Annotated in this window: 14 protein-coding genes; 6 read left to right on the forward strand and 8 right to left on the reverse strand. The window is 70.6% G+C overall.

Annotation, left to right across the window (positions count from 1 at the left end; genetic code table 11):
- Nucleotides 1-17: 17 nt before the first annotated feature.
- From RCR19_RS21700 to RCR19_RS21710, 3 genes are all read right to left on the reverse strand, one after another.
- Nucleotides 18-992: a ribose-phosphate diphosphokinase gene (locus RCR19_RS21700; RefSeq protein ID WP_331266636.1), complete on the reverse strand. Its 975-nt coding sequence runs from the start codon at nt 990-992 to the stop codon at nt 18-20.
- A gap of 132 nt (nt 993-1,124) precedes the next feature.
- On the reverse strand, nt 1,125-2,573 hold the full coding sequence (gene glmU / locus RCR19_RS21705) for a bifunctional UDP-N-acetylglucosamine diphosphorylase/glucosamine-1-phosphate N-acetyltransferase GlmU (RefSeq protein ID WP_331266637.1): 1,449 nt from the start codon (nt 2,571-2,573) through the stop codon (nt 1,125-1,127).
- Between the two features lie 212 nt (nt 2,574-2,785).
- Complete coding sequence (locus tag RCR19_RS21710; protein WP_331266638.1) at nt 2,786-3,643, reverse strand: hypothetical protein; 858 nt, start codon at nt 3,641-3,643, stop codon at nt 2,786-2,788.
- A gap of 167 nt (nt 3,644-3,810) precedes the next feature.
- On the opposite strand from RCR19_RS21710, the gene RCR19_RS21715 reads away from it, so the two are divergent.
- Nucleotides 3,811-5,130 (forward strand): histidine kinase, encoded by a 1,320-nt coding sequence (locus RCR19_RS21715; protein ID WP_331266639.1) that lies wholly within the window; start codon nt 3,811-3,813, stop codon nt 5,128-5,130.
- Nucleotides 5,131-5,190: 60 nt separating this feature from the next.
- Here the strand turns inward: RCR19_RS21715 and RCR19_RS21720 are convergent, their stop codons facing one another.
- Both RCR19_RS21720 and RCR19_RS21725 read right to left on the reverse strand, forming a co-directional pair.
- The gene (locus tag RCR19_RS21720) at nt 5,191-5,685 is read right to left on the reverse strand and encodes an SUKH-3 domain-containing protein (RefSeq protein WP_331266640.1); all 495 of its coding nucleotides are present in this window, start codon (nt 5,683-5,685) and stop codon (nt 5,191-5,193) included.
- A gap of 85 nt (nt 5,686-5,770) precedes the next feature.
- On the reverse strand, nt 5,771-6,271 hold the full coding sequence (locus RCR19_RS21725) for a YwqJ-related putative deaminase (RefSeq protein ID WP_331266641.1): 501 nt from the start codon (nt 6,269-6,271) through the stop codon (nt 5,771-5,773).
- A gap of 264 nt (nt 6,272-6,535) precedes the next feature.
- Between RCR19_RS21725 and RCR19_RS21730 the strand changes: the two genes are divergently transcribed.
- The 3 genes from RCR19_RS21730 to RCR19_RS21740 all read left to right on the forward strand — a co-directional run bounded on the left by RCR19_RS21730 (nt 6,536) and on the right by RCR19_RS21740 (nt 11,245).
- Nucleotides 6,536-7,546: an SMI1/KNR4 family protein gene (locus RCR19_RS21730; protein ID WP_331266642.1), complete on the forward strand. Its 1,011-nt coding sequence runs from the start codon at nt 6,536-6,538 to the stop codon at nt 7,544-7,546.
- A gap of 9 nt (nt 7,547-7,555) precedes the next feature.
- Nucleotides 7,556-10,171 carry an SUKH-4 family immunity protein gene (locus RCR19_RS21735; protein WP_331266643.1) on the forward strand — a complete coding sequence of 872 codons (2,616 nt, stop codon included), beginning with the start codon at nt 7,556-7,558 and terminating at the stop codon, nt 10,169-10,171.
- 189 nt (nt 10,172-10,360) lie between these two features.
- The gene (locus RCR19_RS21740) at nt 10,361-11,245 is read left to right on the forward strand and encodes a DivIVA domain-containing protein (protein ID WP_331266644.1); all 885 of its coding nucleotides are present in this window, start codon (nt 10,361-10,363) and stop codon (nt 11,243-11,245) included.
- Nucleotides 11,246-11,269: 24 nt separating this feature from the next.
- Here RCR19_RS21740 and RCR19_RS21745 read toward each other — a convergent pair whose 3' ends face one another.
- The 3 genes from RCR19_RS21745 to RCR19_RS21755 all read right to left on the reverse strand — a co-directional run bounded on the left by RCR19_RS21745 (nt 11,270) and on the right by RCR19_RS21755 (nt 15,086).
- The gene (locus RCR19_RS21745) at nt 11,270-12,904 is read right to left on the reverse strand and encodes a cation acetate symporter (RefSeq protein WP_331266645.1); all 1,635 of its coding nucleotides are present in this window, start codon (nt 12,902-12,904) and stop codon (nt 11,270-11,272) included.
- Nucleotides 12,901-13,341, reverse strand: a complete 441-nt coding sequence (locus tag RCR19_RS21750) for a DUF485 domain-containing protein (protein ID WP_331266646.1) — start codon at nt 13,339-13,341, stop codon at nt 12,901-12,903. Before RCR19_RS21750 ends, RCR19_RS21745 begins: the two co-directional genes overlap by 4 nt.
- 251 nt (nt 13,342-13,592) lie before the next feature.
- A complete protein-coding gene (locus tag RCR19_RS21755; RefSeq protein WP_331266647.1) occupies nt 13,593-15,086 on the reverse strand; it encodes an MFS transporter in 1,494 nt (497 codons plus the stop codon).
- A 494-nt stretch (nt 15,087-15,580) separates the two neighbouring features.
- On the opposite strand from RCR19_RS21755, the gene RCR19_RS21760 reads away from it, so the two are divergent.
- Nucleotides 15,581-16,369, forward strand: a complete 789-nt coding sequence (locus RCR19_RS21760; protein ID WP_331266648.1) for an ABC transporter ATP-binding protein — start codon at nt 15,581-15,583, stop codon at nt 16,367-16,369.
- Nucleotides 16,366-18,945, forward strand: coding sequence for an FtsX-like permease family protein (locus RCR19_RS21765; protein WP_331266649.1), 2,580 nt, complete (start codon nt 16,366-16,368; stop codon nt 18,943-18,945). The genes RCR19_RS21760 and RCR19_RS21765 overlap by 4 nt, the downstream gene beginning before the upstream one ends.
- The last annotated feature ends 86 nt before the right edge of the window (nt 18,946-19,031 follow it).

Raw genomic sequence — 19,031 nt, forward strand, 5'->3', positions numbered from 1 at the left:
GCCCGGCCGGACCACCATTACTGCTCGTCGAACAGGCTCGTCACCGAACCGTCCTCGAACACCTCACGCACCGCGCTCGCGATCGTCGGCGCGATCGACAGCACCGTGATCTTGTCCAGATCCAGCTCACCCGGCGTCGGCAGCGTGTCCGTGAACACGAACTCACTCACCTTCGAGTTCTTCAGCCGGTCGGCCGCCGGACCCGACAGCACACCGTGCGTCGCCGTCACGATGACATCCTCCGCACCGTGCGCGAACAACGCGTCCGCAGCACCGCAGATCGTGCCACCCGTATCGATCATGTCGTCGACCAGGACACAGATACGGCCCTTCACATCACCGACGACCTCGTGCACCGTCACCTGGTTCGCGACGTCCTTGTCACGCCGCTTGTGCACGATCGCCAGCGGCGCACCCAGACGGTCGCACCAACGGTCCGCCACCCGCACACGACCCGCGTCCGGGGACACCACCGTCAACTTGTCCCGGTCCACCTTCGCGCCCACGTAGTCCGCCAGCAGCGGCAGCGCGAACAGATGGTCCACCGGACCGTCGAAGAACCCCTGGATCTGATCCGTGTGCAGGTCCACCGTCAGGATGCGGTCCGCACCCGCCGTCTTCATCAGGTCCGCGACCAGGCGAGCCGAAATCGGTTCACGTCCGCGGTGCTTCTTGTCCTGCCGCGCGTAACCGTAGAAGGGCACGATCACCGTAATGGAACGCGCCGACGCCCGCTTCAGGGCGTCGATCATGATCAGCTGCTCCATGACCCACTTGTTGATCGGAGCCGTATGGCTCTGGATCAAGAAGCAATCGGCACCACGTGCCGACTCCTCGTAGCGAACATAGATCTCGCCATTGGCGAAGTCGAAGGCCTTCGTCGGGACGACCCCGACTTCCAGCTGGCGGGCGACCTCCTCGGCAAGCTCGGGGTGGGCGCGGCCGGAGAAGAACATCAACTTCTTCTGGCCGGTCGTCTTGATCCCGGTCACAGCACTGTCTCCTCAGAGGTGTTCTCAGCTCGATGCCGGCAGACGCCGCGGCTGGGTGCGACGGCCGTCTCAGCTGGTGGGTGCGGGTGTGCACTTATCACGGTACGCCGTGTCAGACGCACCTGTTTCCGGTCAGGCTTCGCCTTCCACGTCCCGGACAGCCGCCTCGGCCGCCTTCGCAGCCGCGCTCCCCGGACGCTTACGGGCCACCCAGCCCTCGATATTCCGCTGCTGACCACGGGCCACAGCCAGCGAACCGGCCGGCACATCCTTCGTGATCACGGACCCCGCCGCCGTGTAGGCGCCGTCCCCGACCGTGACGGGAGCCACAAACATGTTGTCCGAACCGGTGCGGCAGTGCGACCCCACCGTGGTGTGGTGCTTGTCCTGCCCGTCGTAGTTCACGAAGACACTCGCCGCGCCGATGTTCGTGTACTCGCCGATCGTCGCGTCCCCCACGTACGACAGATGCGGCACCTTCGTGCCCTCACCGATGGAGGCGTTCTTCGTCTCCACGTACGTACCGATCTTCGACTTCAGGCCCAGCCGCGTACCCGGACGGAGATAGGCGTACGGGCCGACGGAGGCCTGCGGCCCCACGACCGCCCCGTCGGACACGGTGTTGTCCACCCGCGCCCCCGCACCCACCGAGGTGTCCTTCAGCCGCGAATTCGGGCCCACCTCGGCCCCCTGCCCGATGTGGGTCGAACCGAGCAGCTGCGTCCCCGGCAGCACGACCGCGTCCTGCTCGAACGTCACCGCCACATCGACCCAGGTGGTCGCGGGATCGACGACCGTCACCCCGGCGAGCATCGCGTCGGTCAGCAACCGGTCGTTCAGGATGCGGCGGGCCTGCGCCAGCTGCACCCGGTTGTTGATGCCCGCGATCTCACGGTGATCGCCGGCCACGGACGCACCCACACGGTGCCCGGCCTCCCGCAGGATCCCGAGAACGTCGGTGAGGTACTCCTCGCCCTGGCTGTTGTCCGTGCGGACCTTCCCGAGGGCGTCGGCGAGCAGAGGCCCGTCGAAGGCGAACACACCGGAGTTGATCTCCTTGATCGCACGCTCGGCGTCGCTCGCGTCCTTGTGCTCCACGATCGCGGTCACGACACCGGTGCCGCCGTCACGGACGATACGGCCGTAGCCGGTGGCGTCGGGCACCTCCGCGGTCAGCACCGTGACGGCGTTGCCGTCCTGCTGGTGCGTGCTGGCGAGCCGCTGGAGCGTCTCGCCCGTCAGCAGCGGAGTGTCGCCGCACACCACGACGACGGTGCCCTCGACGGACCCGCCCAGCTCCTCCAGAGCCATCCGGACGGCGTGCCCCGTCCCGTTCTGCTCGGCCTGGACCGCGGTCCTGGCCTCCGGGTCGATACCGGTGAGGTGCGCGGTGACCTGCTCACGGGCGTGGCCCACGACGACGACGAGGTTCTCGGGCTTCAACTCGCGCGCGGCGGCGAGTACATGCCCGACGAGGGAGCGGCCACAGATCTCGTGCAGAACCTTGGGTGTGGCCGACTTCATACGGGTGCCCTCACCCGCTGCGAGAACGACGACGGCGGCCGGGCGGTTGGCGCTCACGGAGATGCCCTTCGGCTTCATGGTGGGGTGGACAACCGCAGGATACCGGGGTGTTTCCGGTGCGACATGAGAGCGGGCCCTGACGGTGCTGTCAGGGCCCGGGCGCCAGCAGCTCCCCCATCAGGATTCGAACCTGAACTTAAGGGACCAAAACCCTCAGTGCTGCCTGGTTACACCATGGGGGAAGAAACCTGGCTGAATCGGACATTCGGTCAGACCGCCGGGTCGGCACCCAACACTATGCCGTACCAGGACCCCTCGATGCGACGGTACAAGTCGGCTCCCTTCAGGACTTTGATCACCAGGCATCCTCGGTAGGAGTCGCCGACGTTCTTGCGCACCGTCCTGGGATTGTGCTTCTTGAGCGTCGTCTTGTTGAACGCGGACCTGTCCGCCCCCACGAGGCCGGCCCAGTACTGCTCGGCGCCCGCGACGTCGGCGTTCTCATGGATCATCACGGTGAAGCGCAGCCGCCCGCGCTCGACTCCGACGAGGTCCAGCCAGGCGAGGAAGACTTCGATCATGCCCGGATCGCTGTTGACGAAGGTGACGGTCTCCCGCCGGTCGTACGGCTTGTCCTTGCCGCCCTCGGCCCAGTAGAGGCCCACCCCCACCAGGAAGAGCTCGCGGGGCGACAGAACGCCGATCGCCTGCTCGGCCGCCTTCTTCGCCCGCCGGCGCTCCTCGTCGCGGATGCGGAGCTTCTCCTCCCAGCCCCGGTTGGAGATCGCGGAGGCCTCCTCCCGGCTGCGCTTGCGCTCCGGCCTCGGAAGATCCCGTACCCACAACGAGACCGAACTCCTCGAGCACCCCAGTTCCGTCTCGATGCGGTCGTACGTCCAGCCCTGGAGCCGCAGCTCCCGTGCCCTCTCCCGCAGGTCGTCCTTGGCCTGCGGGCGCTTCGTCCACTCCGGGGGCGGTTCTCCCTTCACCAGCCGGTTGAGGATGTCGTTGTTGAAGACCTTCAACTGGTCGCGGATCTGCCGAAGGCTGAGCCCCGAGCGCCGTAGCGCGACCGCCCGTTCCCTCAGTTCTTCGAAGTTCGCGTATTTGCCCTGTGCGTCTGCCATGGGCATACCGTCCGGGCGGAATGTGGTCGTCCGTGGTCGAACGTTGTGTGATTCAGCAGTTCGAGGGATTCCGGCCGGTTTCGCTTCTGTTCGATTACGGAGGGTGGTGTGACGCAGCACTGGAAACTCGCCGGAAAACCCCCGCCCTGCGCCCGTAGGCTGGAGGCATGACCACGACGGGGGAAGTCCACCAGGGGGCCGTGACCGGCCCGTGGTGGTGGACGCGGTGGCGTAGTGCGGTGCTCGACATGTCTCTCGCGGCGGTGTCCGCCGTGGAGTGCTCGTTGGAGGGCGTCCAGTTCTCGAGGGATGCCGGGCTGCCCGTTCCGGTCGGGATGGCGTTCGGGCTGTTCGCCGGGGTCACGTTGCTGCTGCGACGGAAGTGGCCCGTGGCGGTGGTGCTCGTGTCGATCGCGATCACTCCGGCGCAGATGGGTTTCCTGCTGGGTCTCGTGGGGCTGTACACGCTGGCGGCCTCGGAGTTGCCCCGGCGGATCATCGGCGCGCTGGCGGGGATGTCGTTCGTCGGGATGTTCATCGTCACGTATGTGCGGGCGCATCAGGGGATGGTGCGCGGGGATCTGTCGATCGCGGGCGGGTTCATCCCGTTTCTTTCGGTCACCACCGCGCTGGGGATGACGGCTCCGCCCGTGTTGCTCGGGTTGTATGTGGGGGCCAGGCGGCGGCTGATGGAGAGCCTGCGGGAGCGTGCGGACTCGCTGGAGCGGGAGTTGATGCTGCTCGCGGAGCGGGCGGAGGAGCGGGCCGAGTGGGCGCGGAACGAGGAGCGGACGCGGATCGCGCGGGAGATGCATGACGTCGTCGCGCACCGGGTGAGTCTGATGGTGGTGCATGCGGCGGCGCTGCAGGCGGTGGCGCGGAAGGATCCGGAGAAGGCGGTCAAGAACGCCGCCCTGGTCGGGGACATGGGCCGGCAGGCGCTGACGGAGTTGCGCGAGATGCTCGGGGTGCTGCGTACGGGGGAGGGGCTGGCGGGCCGGTCGGTGCGGGACGATGTGCCGCTTGCGGCTGTCGGGGCGGCTGCTGCGGCGGCGGCGTCCCGGGCGGTGGGGGATTCCTCCGAGGGGCCGTGTCTGGCCGAGTTGGACGAGCTGATCGGGCAGTCGGCGGCGGCCGGGATGGTTGTGCACCTGTCGGTGGAGGGTCAGGTGCGCGCGTATGCGCGTGAGGTGGAGCAGACCGCGTATCGCGTGGTGCAGGAGGCGCTGACCAACGTGCACAAGCACGCGGCGGGGGCGAAGACGCATGTGCGGCTGGCGCATCGCTCGGCGGAGATCGCGATGCAGGTGGAGAACGAGCCGCCGTCGGAGCCGGGTTCGGCGCAGTCGGCGCGGTTGCCGAGTGGGGGCAACGGCCTGGTCGGGATGAAGGAGCGGGTCAGCGCGTTGGGCGGGGTTTTTGTGTCGGGGCCGACGGATGCCGGTGGGTTCCGGGTGTCGGCGGTCATTCCGGCCCAGGTGGCGTGAGGCGGTCCCGGTTGCGGACCGGCTTTCGTGTGCCGTGGCCCGTGTGGGTGGTGGCGGTCGTCAGCCGGGGGTGAGCCGTACGGGTTCGATCCCGGTGAGCAGGGTGGTGAGGCCGTGGTCGATGTCGGGGCCGAGGTACCAGTCGCCGGTGTGGTCGAGGGCGTAGACGCGGCCTTCGGTGTCGATGGCGAGGACGGCGCGGCTGTCGGTCTCCTCGCCGAGGGGGCAGACCTCGGTGTCCAGGGCCCGGCCGAGGTCGCCGAGGGTGCGGGCCATGTGGAGGCCGTGCAGGGGGTCGAGGTGGAGGGCGGCGGGGGCGAGCCCGCGGCCGGGTCCTTGTGCGGTGATGTGCAGTGCGCCGAATTCCGCCCATGCTTCGACGGCCGCGGGGAAGACCGCGTGCTGGTGGCCTGCGGGGGAGGTGTGGCCGCGGAGGGTGTCGGCCCAGACTTCCGCCTGCTTTATGTCCCAGCGGCCCGGTTGCCAGCCGGCGGCGCGCAGTGCGGCGTCGACGGGTACGGAGAAGCGTGTGGTGGAGGTGCGGTCGGCGTGCATCTGCCCTTCGTTCGTCGAGTGCGGTGGCGCGGCGCGGGCGCCGTCGTGCGGTGGGGTGTGGGGGTGGTGGTGCTGCGCCGTGGGGTCAGTCCTGCGCCGTGGGGTCGACGATGCGTACGCCGAAGTGGTCGCTGAGTGCGGTGCAGGCGCGGCAGGGTGCGGCGAAGCTGCCGTGCAGGGGGTCGCCGTCCTCGCGGATGCGGCGGGCGGTGAGCTTGGCCTGTTTGAGGGCTTTGCGGGCTTCGCCGTTGGTCATGGCCTTGCGTGCGGCGCGTTTGGTGCGTGCCGCGTCGGCGGTGGCGATGTGCCGGGAGATGAGGATCGTTTCGGCGCATCTGCCGGTGCAGCGGTCGCGCTGGCCGCTGGTGAGGGTGTCGAGGAAGTCCTGCACGAGGGGGTGCAGGACGGGGGGCTGGTCGCCGCGGGCGGCGGTGCCGGTGAGGGTGGCGCCGCGGACGGAGAGGGCGGCGGCGACGGTGGGGAGTATGCCGTCGCGGCGGTGGTGGAGGGTGGGGGCGGGGGCGGCGTCGCTGGTGCTCCAGTCGACGCGTGGGTCTCCCGACGTGCCTGTTTGTGTTGCGTTCATGATCGTCTTCCCCTCCCTTGCATCCCCCCTGGGAGGAAACAGACTGCCAAATGCCCTGGCCGCTGCGGAAGCTGGGGCGCTGCGACACGCCAGGGCTTCGGCGTACGGTCACGGTGGGGTGACGGCTGGTCACGGTGGCGGCGTGCCGGGCACGGTGTGTGAGCGGTGGCCCGGTGACCGGCGCGGTCGTACCGCATAGGCTGGTGACATCCGCGATCCACACTGCCGTAGAGGCCAGACAGAACGCCGCAGGGGGCAAACGTCATGACGACAGGTCGGCTCGGGCTGGGGGTACCTCGGGCTGGGGGACATGCCGCGCCGCCGAACGCGGCTTATGCCGGACAGGTCGTGCACTTTCCTGACCCGGTGAGGGCTGCTAGGCATCCCAGGGGGGTGCAGGTCGACGAGTTCGGGTATCCCGACTTCTCGCCCTATGCCCGTGCGGCCGCGGAGATCGCGGAGCCGCCCGAGGGGTTCGGTGTGGACGAGTTGCGGCTGACGGACTACGTGTCGGCGAATGCGGTGTCGGCGGCGTCCGGCAACGAGCTGTGGGACACGATCCCGGCGGTGGCGACTCCGCACGGGTGGACGTGGCACCACGTCCGGGGCACGCGGCGGCTGGAGTTGGTGCCGGTCGAGGTGAAGGCGCTGTTGCGGCATCACGGCGGGGTGGCGACGGCGCGCGTCGATCACAGCAAGCGGGGGACGCGTCCGTTGCAGGAGACGCGGCCCGCGCACTTCGGGCTGCCGAAGTCGTCGGTGGCGGTGACGGAGCAGCAGGTGCTGGGGGTCGAGGAGGAACTGGGGTACCGGCTGCCGGGCGCGTACCGGTCGTTCCTGAAGGCGGCGGGTGGTTCGGCGCCGGTGGGCGTGGCGCTCGACGCCGAGTTGGGGCTGCTGGTGGACCAGCCGTTCTTCACGGTGCGGGACGAGGCGGCCGTCAACGACCTTGTCTATATGAACAAGTGTCTGCGCGACCATCTGACGAAGGACTATCTGGGTGTCGGGTTCGTGCAGGGCGGTCTGCTGGCCGTGAAGGTGAAGGGCGACGGGATCGGTTCGGTCTGGTTCTGCGCCTATGACGACGTGCGTGACGTGGATGCGTCGTGGGCGGCGGCCGAGCGTGTGCGGCGGTTGTTGCTGCCGTGCGGTGACGACTTCGACGGGTTTCTGTCGCGGCTCGCGGGTGGTCCGCCGGAGTTGGAGACCGTGGCGAACCTGATGGTGGACGGTGGGTTCGCGCGCGCGGTGCCCATGTCGTCGGTGGGGGAGTGAGTCGAAGCGATGGTGACGTTCGCTCAGGCGCAGGAGCGCGCGGAAGAGTGGATCAACGGTGATGTGCCGTCGTACCAGCATCGTGAGGTGCGGGTGCGGGAGTTCGAGCTCGGCTTCGTGGTGTGGGCGGAGGACCGGGCCGAGGGGCCGCGGTCGGACGGTGGCGCGCAGCGGCTGGTGATAGCCCGTGACAGCGGTGAGGCCACGCTGTGGCCGGGCCTTGCGGTGGGTGAGGTGATCCGCCGGTACGAGGAGCAGTACGGGGTGGTGGACGCGGCGGCGCGGCAGGCGCCGGCGCCGCCGGCCCGGGTGGATCTGAACCAGACGTCGTTCCTGCTGAGCCCGCCGGAGTGGCTTCAGGAGGCGGCCGACAGGATGGGTGTTCCGGACCGTCGCCGGGACGGCGGTTCGTCGTCCGGGGCGTCGGACGGCGCGGGTTCGCGTCCGGCCGCGGCGGGCGGGTCCCAGGGCGGTGCGGCTGCCGCGACGCCTTCGGGTACGCCGTGGCCCGCGGCCGGGGGCGGGCAGGAGGGGCCGCAGGACGCGAGGCCGGGCGTGCCTGCGGGGGCGACGCCGTGGACGGGGACGGACACCAACGCCGATGCGGGCGAGGATCGTTCGGTTCCGCTGCCGGCGACGGTGTTCGCGCCGCCGTTGGCCGACGCGGACGACGGCGGTACGCCGCCGCCCTCGTCCGTCCCGGATGCGGAGACCACGTTGATGGAGGGCGGCAGCCGGCTGCCGCATACGGCGGTCGCTCCGGTGGTGGAGGAGCCGGGGGCGGGCGCCGCGCCCGGGGGTGCGCCCTCGTACGGCTATCCGCAGGGTCCGGGTGGTCCCGGTGCTCCGGCGTACGGCTATCCGCAGGGTCCCGGTGGCGCGCCGGGCGCGCCCCGGCAGGATGGGCCGCAGGCTCCCGTAGCGCCCGGCGCTGCGCAGTCCCCGGCGGCTTCGGCCGCGTCGGGCCCGCGGCTCGCGCCGAACGCCGAGGACATCGCCGATGCGGCGACCAGCAAGGCGGCGCCTCCTCGGGGGGCGCGGTCCGGGGGTGCGCTCCGTCCGCCGGGTGAGCCCGGCGCGCCGGGGGTGCGGCCGGGTGCCGTACCGCCTCCGCCGCCGGGTCCCGGGGCGGGCGGTTATGTGCCGACCCAGTTGGTGTCGCAGCTCGGGCCCGACGGGCCGGGGGGTGCCGCGGGCCCGGGTGCTCCGCAGCCGCCGGGCGCCCCTGGCGCGCCGGGTGTGCCGCCGCGTGCGTCGGGCGCCGCCACTCCCGCGGCGCCGGCAGCTCCCGCGGGGCCGCCGGTTCCCCCGGGGCCGCCGGGGGGTGCTCCGCAGACTCCGGGCGCGCCGAACACGCCGGGTGGTACGCCTCCCGGCGGTGTGCACCACGCGGCCACGATGCTCGCCGGTCCGTCCGGCCCGGGTGCCCCGCAGCCGCCGGCCGCCCCCGGCGTCCCGGGGATGCCTCCGGGCGTTCCGGGGATGCCTCCGGGCGTCCCGGGTGCGCCCGCTCCGGGTGTCGTGCACCACGCCGAGACCGTGCTGTCCGGGCCGCCGGCCGGTGGGCCCGGCGCGCCTCCGCCGCCCCCGGGTATGCCGCCCGGGGTTCCACAGCCGGTGCCGGGTCAGCAGCCGGCGTACGGGTATCCGCCCTCCGGGCTGCCGACGGTGGGTCCCGGCTACCAGGCCGTGCTGCGCTACCGCGCGCAGGACGGTTCCGAGCAGCAGCTGATCCGGCGTTCGGCGCCGGGCACTCCGCATCCGGAGTGGCAGATCTTCCACGAGCTGCGGGCGATGAACGTCCCGCCGGACCAGGTGCTGGAGCTGCACACGGAGCTGGAGTCGTGCGAGCTGCCGGGGGCCTACTGCGCGCGGATGATCCGGGAGAACTGGCCCCAGGCGCGGATCACCAGCATCGCCCCGTACGGCACCGATCACGCCTCGCGTCAGCAGGGCATGCAGCAACTGCTTGCGCATCAGGGTGAGTTGCACCAGGTGGCGGACGGTCCGGCGCGTCCGGGCCCGGTGCGTGCGCCGCTGCCCGCGGTGCAGCCCGTGCCGCCGATCCCGCCGGAGGGCATCGCGCAGGAGCTGGCCGGCGCCTTCGGGCCGGGGATCTTCCGGTTCGATCATGCCGCGGTCTCCCGGCAGGGTGTGCCGCCGATCGTGTCGCACACCCTGGTGGTGGCCGGACTGCCGCTGGACATGGGCCCGTTCTTCTGGGCGCAGGCCCAGCCGGGCCGTCCGGTGCCGACGCTGGCCGAACTGGCGCAGGAGCGTGGCGTGCAGCCCGCCCCGGACGCGGCCTCGTACCTGGTCATGGGCAGCGACTTCGGCAAGGCGATCTGTGTGCAGTACGGCACGGCGAACATCGTCGCGGTGCCGGTGGAGGGTGCCGTCTCCGTTCCGCCGCAGTTCGTGAACACGGGCCTGCCGGAGTTCGTGCGCTGTCTTGCGCTGCTCGGGCGGATGTGGCGGCTGAGGTTCGGGCTCAACCAGGAGCAGGCGGGCCGCTGGACCGTGGACTTCCAGGCCCAACTCGCCTCCCTGGACCCGGCGGCGCTCGGTTCGCCGGAGAGCTGGTGGTCGGTGCTGCTGGAACAGATGTGGGACGGGCTGCTCTGACCCGTTTCTGAGGTTTCGTCAAGGGCTGGGCCCGGTCGTACATACGACCGGGCCCAGCCCCTTTTTCAGGTGATCTTCACCGCTGTCCGTTGCTTACATGTGGAGTGTCGCGTTATGAACACTTCTGTCTGATCCATCAAGATGTGCGCACGATCATCGGCTCCTGTGGGTCGGGCGGAGAGGGGTTCCATGAGCAGCGCAGCGGGGTCGCCGCACGGCTTCGTGTCCGTGCGGCGGGGTTACCGTCCCGATCAGGTCGACGCGTACACCGCGGCCCTCTCGCAGGACCGCGACGCCGCCTGGGAGCGGGCCGCCCGGCTCACCGTGCTGGCCAAGGAGATGGAGGGGGACCTGGAGCGGCTGCGCGAGACGGTGTCGCAGCTCGATCCGCAGACGTACGAGGCGCTCGGCGACCGGGCCCGGCGGTTGTTCGACATGGCGCGGGAGGAGGCCGGCGCCCTGCGGGACGAGGCGCGGCGGGAGTCGCAGGAGTTGGTCGCCGGGGCGGAGGAGGCGGCCGGACGGATGCGGCAGGCCGCGGAGGACCACGCGGGCGAGGTGCGTGCCGAGGCCGAGGAGCGGGTCCGCACCCGGATGCTGGCGGCCCGTGCCGAGGCCGACGACATTCGGATCCAGGCACGGCGCGAGGTGAAGGAGGGTCGAGGGGAGGCGCTGGCCGCACTGCGCGAGGTACGGCAGCGCACCGAGACGCTGCTCGCCGAGCAGGAGCGGGAGCACGCCGAGCGCCAGGAGGGCGAGGAGCGCGCGGCGGAGGCGCGGGCCGCGGCGCTGGACGCGGCGGAGGCCGAGCGGGTGGCAGGGGTGGAGGCCGTACTGTCGCAGGCGAAGCAGGCGTTCGGCGAGGCCGAGGAGTCGGCCCGGCAGATCCAGCGGGACGCCAGGGCGCGTGCCGCCGAGATCATCGCCGATGCGCGCCTGCGGGAGGAGCGCATCGCCCGGGAGACGGAACGGGTGCTGCGGGAACACGGTGAGCAATGGGACTGTGTGCAGGCCCAGATGGACCATGTGCGCAACAGCCTCGCCATGCTGACGGGCCGGGCCGTCGCGGAGTAGTCCGGGTTCCGGGTGTGCCCCTTTTCAGCCGCTCCTTCGCACCGCCCCCGCCAGGATCCATCCCTCCACCGCCTCGTACTGCCGGCGCTGCTCCGCGGCCTGGCGGCGGCCGGAGGCGATCGTGCCCAGCCAGCCGTAGGCGAAGCCGAGCGGGATGGAGACGAGACCGGTGGTGGTGAACGGATACCAGTTGAAGTCGGCGTTCGGGAAGGCCGAGGTGGGGGAGCCCGAGACCAGGTTCGTTCCGGTCATCAGGACCACCACCGTCACCGTGCCGCCGATCAGCGTCCACAGCAGGCCGGTTCGGGTGTAGCGGCGCCAGAAGAGGCTGTACACGAGTGCCGGTGCGATCGCGGACGCACCGATGCAGAACGAGAGCGTCACCAGCGGCTGAAGGCTCAGGTGCTGGACGAGGGTGGCGAGCAGGATCGCCAGGGCGCCCACCGCCAGTGCCGACAGGCGTGCCGCCGTCATCTCGCGGCGCGGTGTCAGGTCCCGTACGTGGGAGGCGAACACGTCGTGGGCGAGGGAGTTGGCGCAGGCGAGGATCATTCCGGCCACGGACGCCAGCAGGGTGAGGAAGATCGCCGTCGTCACCGCGGTGAACAGCAGGGTCGCGGCGGCGGACAGGTCCGGCCCGAACGCCGCCCGGGAGCCCAGCAGATAGGCCGTGCGGCCCTGCGGGTCGGCGGCCGCGACGGCCGCCCGCCCGATCAGGGCCGTCGCGCCGAACCCGACGACCGTGATGATGGGCACGAACAGGGTCACCGACGGCACCGCCCAGGACAGCGAGCGGCGCACCTGCCGGGCGCTGTTGGCCGTGTACATGCGCATGGTGATGTGTGGCAGGCAGGCGCCGCCGAGCACCACCGTCAGCTCGGAACTGATCATGTCGAGTCGGGGGGCGGGACCGCCCGCGAACTGGAGTCCCGAGTGCAGGAATGCGGAACCGACCCCGCTGTTCTGCGCGGCCGCCGTGAGCAACGCGCCCGGGTCCCAGTCGAAGCGGCGCAGGATCAGCGCGGCGACGGTCGCGCCGGAGCCCAGCAGCATCACGATCTTGAGGATCTGGATGAGGGCGGTGCCCTTCATGCCGCCGATCGCCGCGTAGCTGATCATCAGCGTGCCGAGGCCGATGATGCACCCCGTCTTCACGGAGTCGCCGGAGAAGCCGAGGATGAAGGCCAGCAGGTCCCCGGCCCCGGCGAGTTGGACGAGCATCATCGGCAGCAGCGCGGCGAGGGTCACGATGCACGCGGTCATGCGGACAGCCCGTCCCGGCATCCGCCGGGCCAGGGCGTCGCCCATGGTGAATCGGCCCGCGTTGCGCAGGGGTTCGGCCAGCAGGAACATCAGCAGCATCAGCGACAGGACCGTGCTCAGGGCGAGGACGACACCGTCGTACCCGGTGAGCGCCATGATCCCGCTGGTGCTGAGCACGGTGGCGGCGGAGATGTAGTCCCCCGCGATGGCGAGGCCGTTGCTCATCGGGGAGAGGGAACTGTAGCCGGTGTAGAACTCGTCGAGATCGTCCCGGTCCGGGCCGGTCATCACGCACAGCAGGAGCGTGATGGTGGCGACTGTGGTGAACGCCACGAGCGACATGGTCTGCGCCGAACTGCTGAATCCGGTGAGCCCGCCGGCTGCGGCCGCGGTCATCGTGCGGCCTCCCGCTTGGCGTCCAGCGCGCTCTGCCGGCGGATGCGGTCGGCGATCGGGTCGACGGTGTGGCGGGCGGTGTACTCGTAGACGGCGATCGCGACGCAGGTGACGGGGACCTGGATCAGGCCCAGCAGCATGCCGGTGGTGAGACCGCCGGAGACCTCGCCCGTCATGAAGGAGGGCGCGAACGCGGACAGCACCAGGAAGAACGTGAAGTAGCCCAGCGCGGTCAGGGTGGCCACGCGCCGCTGCCGGCGGTAGGCGGTGCGCAGCACGCGCAGGTCGCTGTGGCGTCCGAGCGGCTGGTGGCGTGGCAGCCGCCTGCGGACCGGTTCGGCGTGCGGCTGCCAGGGATAGGTCGCGTGCGACGGTGGCGCGTGGTGCGGCGGTGTGTACTCGGGGGGCGAATGAGGTGACAGAAAGGCGTCGGACATCCCGATTCTCCTTGCCGGCTCGGGTCCGTGGCGGCGGACCGCAGGGAGCGGGGGGTGGCGACGCACGTTACCCGCGCGTAGGGAACCGTGCGGGCTTTTCACCGAACTGAGCGGTCGGTATGCGCTTACCTTCACCGACCTGTGTTGTTACCCACGTTTACTTCAATACTCAACGTCTCCTGGCCGGCCTCCGCGCGGCCCTGCGGCAGCGGGCCGGGACCGGCGGGAGCCCGCGTCGACACGGCCGTCGGTCAGTCGTTGAGCACCGGGAAGCGGCGTGGGGCCAGCAGGAGCAGGGCCACGAAGGCGAGCGCGGCCGCGCAGGACGCGCCCAGGTAGACCGAGTGGACCGCGGACGCGATCGCCCGGCGGGTCGCCTCCGGCACGGACCCCTTGTCCAGGGCCCTCGTCACCGCGTCCAGATCGCCGACACCGCCCAGCCGGGACGCCAGGACGCCGTTGGCGATCGCGCCGAACACCGACGCCCCCACGGTCTGGCCCGTCTGACGGCAGAACAGGACCGACGCCGTCGTCGTGCCGCGCTCCGACCAGCCGACCGTCGACTGCACGCCCACGATCAGCGGGAGCTGGAAGAGTCCCAGCGCACCGCCGAGCAGCAGCATCAGCAACGTCGGCTGCCAGGGGGAGCCCGGATAGGGCAGGAAGGGGAAGGCCAGCAGGATCAGCGCCGCGAGCCCGATGCCCAGCAGCGCGGTGTCCCGGAAGCCGATGCGGCGGTACACGTGCTGGCTGAGCGCCGCCGACACCGGCCAGCTGAGCGTCCACACCGAGAGCACGAACCCGGCCGCGACCGGGGCGAGGCCGAGGACCGCCTGGGCGTACGTCGGCAGGAAGACCGACGGGGCCACCATCAGCAGCCCCAGCGCGCCGAGCGCCAGATTGACCGCGGCGATCGTACGGCGCCGCCACACCCAGCCGGGGATGATCGGCTCCGCCGCCCGGCGCTCGATCGCCACCACGACCGCGATCAGCGCGAGTCCGGCGGCGAACAGCGCCAGCGAGGGTGCCGACAGCCAGGGCCAGGCCACCCCGCCCTGCACCAGCGCCGTCAGCAGGACGCCACCGCAGGCGAACACCGCGAGCGCCCCGGCCCAGTCGATTCGGGGACGGGGACCCCGTTCCCGGTGCGGCTCGTGCAGATGGCGGACGATCAGCCACAGCGCGAGCGCCCCGATCGGCAGATTGACCAGGAAGATCCACCGCCAGTCGGCGTACGCGGCGAACACCCCGCCGAGCGCCGGGCCCGCGACCGCGGACACCGCCCACACCGTGGACAGCTTGGACTGGATCTTCGGGCGCTCCTTGAGCGGGTACAGATCCGCGGCGAGCGTCTGCACCGTTCCCTGCAGGGCGCCGCCGCCCAGGCCCTGCACGACACGGAACGCGATCAGCGCACCCATGTTCCATGCGACCGCGCACAGCAGCGAGCCCACCAGGAAGAGGACCGCGCCCGCGACCAGTACCGGCTTGCGGCCCATGGTGTCCGAGAGCTTGCCGTAGACGGGCAGCGTCACCGTCACGGCCAGCAGATAGCCCGAGAACAGCCAGGAGAAGACGGAGAAGCCGCCGAGGTCGCCGACGATCTGCGGCACGGCGGTCGACACGATCGTCGAGTCGAGCGCGGCGAGCGCCATCGCGAGCATCAGAGCGGCGACGACGGCGCCGCGCCTCGCGGATCCGGTGTGCCGTACGGCCTCTCGTGTCGCGGGTCTTGTACTGCCCACCGGATGCCCTCCCTTTCACATGTCTGCCGCACGCAAGTTTCTCACCGACCAGGACCCCGCGGTAAGGCCGACTCCGTGAGCCCGTGAGGGCCCCGGCGCCCCCCGGAGCCGAAGATCCTTGACCCTCACGCGACGGAAGGGTGGAGCCTGATGCCGCAGGTGGGTGGAGCCCACCCTGAGAAGGACTCCACCCTCCGGTGGACTGCCCCTAGGGGTAGCTCCGTACCAGGGCTCGGGGAGGGTTCGTCCCGACGGAGGACGAGCCGCGCCCCGTCCGTTCTTAACCTGGCTTTACGCCGCTGGGGAGCGGCCGGGACGCACGGGGGCGTGCCCGCCGTACCGGAAGGGGTGGGGTTTTCCCCAGCGGAAGACGGGGCCGGGCACCAGCGCGCCGGGGCCCCTCCCGGAACCAGACTGTTCGACGCGGCAGGGCACCGCCCGCCGCGACGCGGGACCGCACGTCCCGTCCACCGACCGCAAGAGGAGACTTTGCCATGACATCGGCCGTGACCATTCCCAGGCACGGGGGTACTGGAGGGCGTACGGCCGTAGCCGCGCGAGCGCGGCAGGTCGTCAAAGCGTACGGCTCCGGGGAGACCCGGGTCGTCGCCCTCGACCATGTCGACGTGGACATCGCGCGTGGCCAGTTCACCGCGATCATGGGCCCCTCGGGCTCGGGCAAGTCCACCCTGATGCACTGCCTCGCCGGGCTCGACACCGTGACGAGCGGCCAGATCTTCCTGGACGAGACCGAGATCACCCGGCTGAAGGACAAGAAGCTCACCCAGCTGCGCCGGGACCGCATCGGATTCATCTTCCAGGCGTTCAACCTGCTTCCCACGCTGAACGCGATCGAGAACATCACGCTGCCCATGGACATCGCGGGCCGCAAGCCGGACCGCGCGTGGCTGAACCGCGTCGTGGAGACCGTCGGCCTGGCCGACCGCCTCAAGCACCGCCCCACCCAGCTCTCCGGAGGCCAGCAGCAGCGTGTCGCCGTGGCCCGCGCCCTGGCGGCCCGCCCCGAGATCATCTTCGGTGACGAGCCGACCGGAAACCTGGACTCACGGGCCGGCGCCGAGGTGCTGAGCTTCCTGCGCCGCTCGGTCGACGAGCTCGGCCAGACCATCGTGATGGTCACGCACGACCCGGTCGCCGCCTCGTACGCCGACCGCGTGCTCTACCTGGCGGACGGCCGGATCGTCGACGAGATGCTCAAGCCGACCGCGGACACCGTCCTCGACCGCATGAAGGACTTCGACGCCCGGGGGCGTACGTCATGACCGTCCTGAAGACCTCGATGCGCAACTTCTTCGCGCACAAGGGACGCATGGCCCTGTCGGCCGTCGCCGTCCTGCTGTCGGTGGCGTTCGTGTGCGGCACGCTCGTCTTCACCGACACGATGAACACGACCTTCGACAAACTCTTCGCGGTCACGTCCTCGGATGTGACGGTCAGTGCGAAGGGCGCCTCCGACACCGGTGAGACCACGTCCGGGAACGGAAAGCCGCCCGTCATGCCGGCCTCCGTGCTCGGCGAGGTGCGCAAGGCGCAGGGGGTGAAGTCCGCCGAGGGCACGGTCTTCTCCACCTCGGTGACCGTCGTCGACGCAGACAAGAACAACCTGTCGCCCAAGAGCGGCGCCCCCACCATCGTCGGCAGCTGGAACGGCAACGACGCCCGCACCATGAAGATCACCTCGGGTGCGGCGCCCGAGGGCACCGACCAGATCATGGTCGACGCCGACACCGCCGACAAGCACCACCTGAAGCTCGGGGACGACATCGGCGTGATCAGCGCCGTCGGCACGCACTCCGCGAAGATCTCCGGAATCGCCACCTTCACCGTCACCAACCCCGGTGCCGCGATCTTCTACCTGGACACCAGGACAGCCCAGGAGGCGCTCGTCGGGAAGACCGGCGTCTACACGAACGTCAACGTCACCGCGGACAGCGGCGTCAGCGACGCACAGCTGAAGAAGAACGTGGCGGCCGGGATCGGCGGCGCCTACAAGGTGCAGACCGCGAAGGAGACCGCGGACGCCAACCAGAAGGACGTCGAGAGCTTCCTGAGCGTGATGAAGTACGCGATGCTGGGCTTCGCCGGGATCGCCTTCCTGGTCGGCATCTTCCTGATCATCAACACCTTCTCCATGCTGGTCGCCCAGCGCACCCGGGAGATCGGTCTGATGCGGGCGATCGGCTCCTCGCGCCGCCAGGTCAACCGCTCGGTGCTCACCGAGGCCCTGCTGCTCGGGGTGACGGGATCCGTTCTCGGTGTCGGTGCGGGAGTCGGCATCGCGGTCGGCCTGATGAAGCTCATGGGCTCGATGGGCATGCATCTGTCCACCAGTGATCTGACGGTCGCCTGGACGACCCCCGTGGCCGGTGTCGTGCTGGGTGTGGTCGTCACGATCCTGTCCGCCTACCTGCCCGCCCGGCGTGCCGGCAAGATCTCCCCGATGGCCGCGCTCCGCGACGCGGGTGCCCCGGCCGACGCGAGGGCGGGACGGATCCGGGCCCTGATCGGCCTGCTCCTCACCGGCGCCGGCGGCTACTGCCTGTACCTGGCGGCGGCGGCCGACAAGGCCACGGACGGCTCGCTCTGGCTCGGCCTCGGCGTGGTCCTGTCGCTGATCGGCTTCGTCGCCGTCGGACCGCTGCTCGCGGGAGGTGTGGTCCGGGCGCTCGGAGCGGTCGTCCTGCGGATCTTCGGCCCGGTCGGGCGGATGGCCGAACGCAACGCCCTGCGCAACCCGCGCCGCACCGGCGCGACGGGCGCGGCCCTGATGATCGGCCTGGCCCTGGTGGCCTGCCTCTCGGTCGTCGGCTCCTCCATGGTGGCCTCCGCGACCGACCAGCTCGACAAGAGCGTCGGCACGGACTTCATCATCCAGAGCGACAGCGGGCAGTTGATCACCCCGCAGGCGGTCAAGGCCGTGAAGTCCACCCCGGATCTCGAACGGGTCACCGAGTACAAGGTGCTCGACGCCGCACTGACCACGCCCGACGGACGCACCTCCAAGAACGAGACGATCAACGCCGCCGACCCGACCTACGCGCAGGACCTGCGCACCGAGACGGTCGCGGGAGACCTGGCGGACGCCTACCGCCCGGACTCGATGTCCGTCTTCGAAGGCTTCGCCAAGAAGCACGGCATCAAGGTCGGGTCCACCGTGAAGGTCGACTTCAAGGACGGCAGGACGGCCGATCTGACGGTCCGCGCGATCACCAGCGACGACGTCGTGATCGACAAGGGCGCGATGTACGCGTCGATCACCACGGCCGCGAAGTACGTGCCGGCCGACAGCATGCCGCTGGACGTCCTGGTGTTCGCCACGGCCAAGGACGGCCAGGAGACGGCCGCCTACAAGTCGCTGAAGTCGGCACTGCACGACTATCCGCAGTACACGGTCCGGGACCAGACCGACTACAAGCAGGCACTGAAGGACCAGATCGGCCAGCTGCTGAACATGATCTACGGCCTGCTGGCACTGGCGATCATCGTCGCGGTCCTGGGAGTCGTGAACACCCTGGCCCTGTCCGTGGTGGAGCGCACCCGGGAGATCGGTCTGATGCGGGCGATCGGGCTCTCGCGCCGCCAGCTGCGCAGGATGATCCGTCTGGAGTCGGTCGTGATCGCCCTCTTCGGTGCCCTGCTCGGCCTCGGCCTCGGCATGGGCTGGGGCGCGACCGCCCAGAAGCTGCTGGCCCTGGAGGGGCTGCAGGTCCTGGAGATCCCGTGGGGCACCATCATCGCGGTCTTCATCGGCTCCGCGTTCGTGGGCCTGGTCGCGGCCCTGATCCCGGCGTTCCGCGCCGGCCGGATGAACGTGCTGAACGCCATCGCCACCGAGTAGCCATCGGGCGGGGAGAACGGGGGCACGGGGGAAGGCCCGGTGCCGGGGAGCGACCGCTCCCCGGCACCGGGCCTCGCGCGTCGGCC

The sequence above is a fragment of the Streptomyces sp. WAC07094 genome (genome assembly GCF_036320405.1).
Taxonomy (GTDB): domain Bacteria; phylum Actinomycetota; class Actinomycetes; order Streptomycetales; family Streptomycetaceae; genus Streptomyces; species Streptomyces lannensis.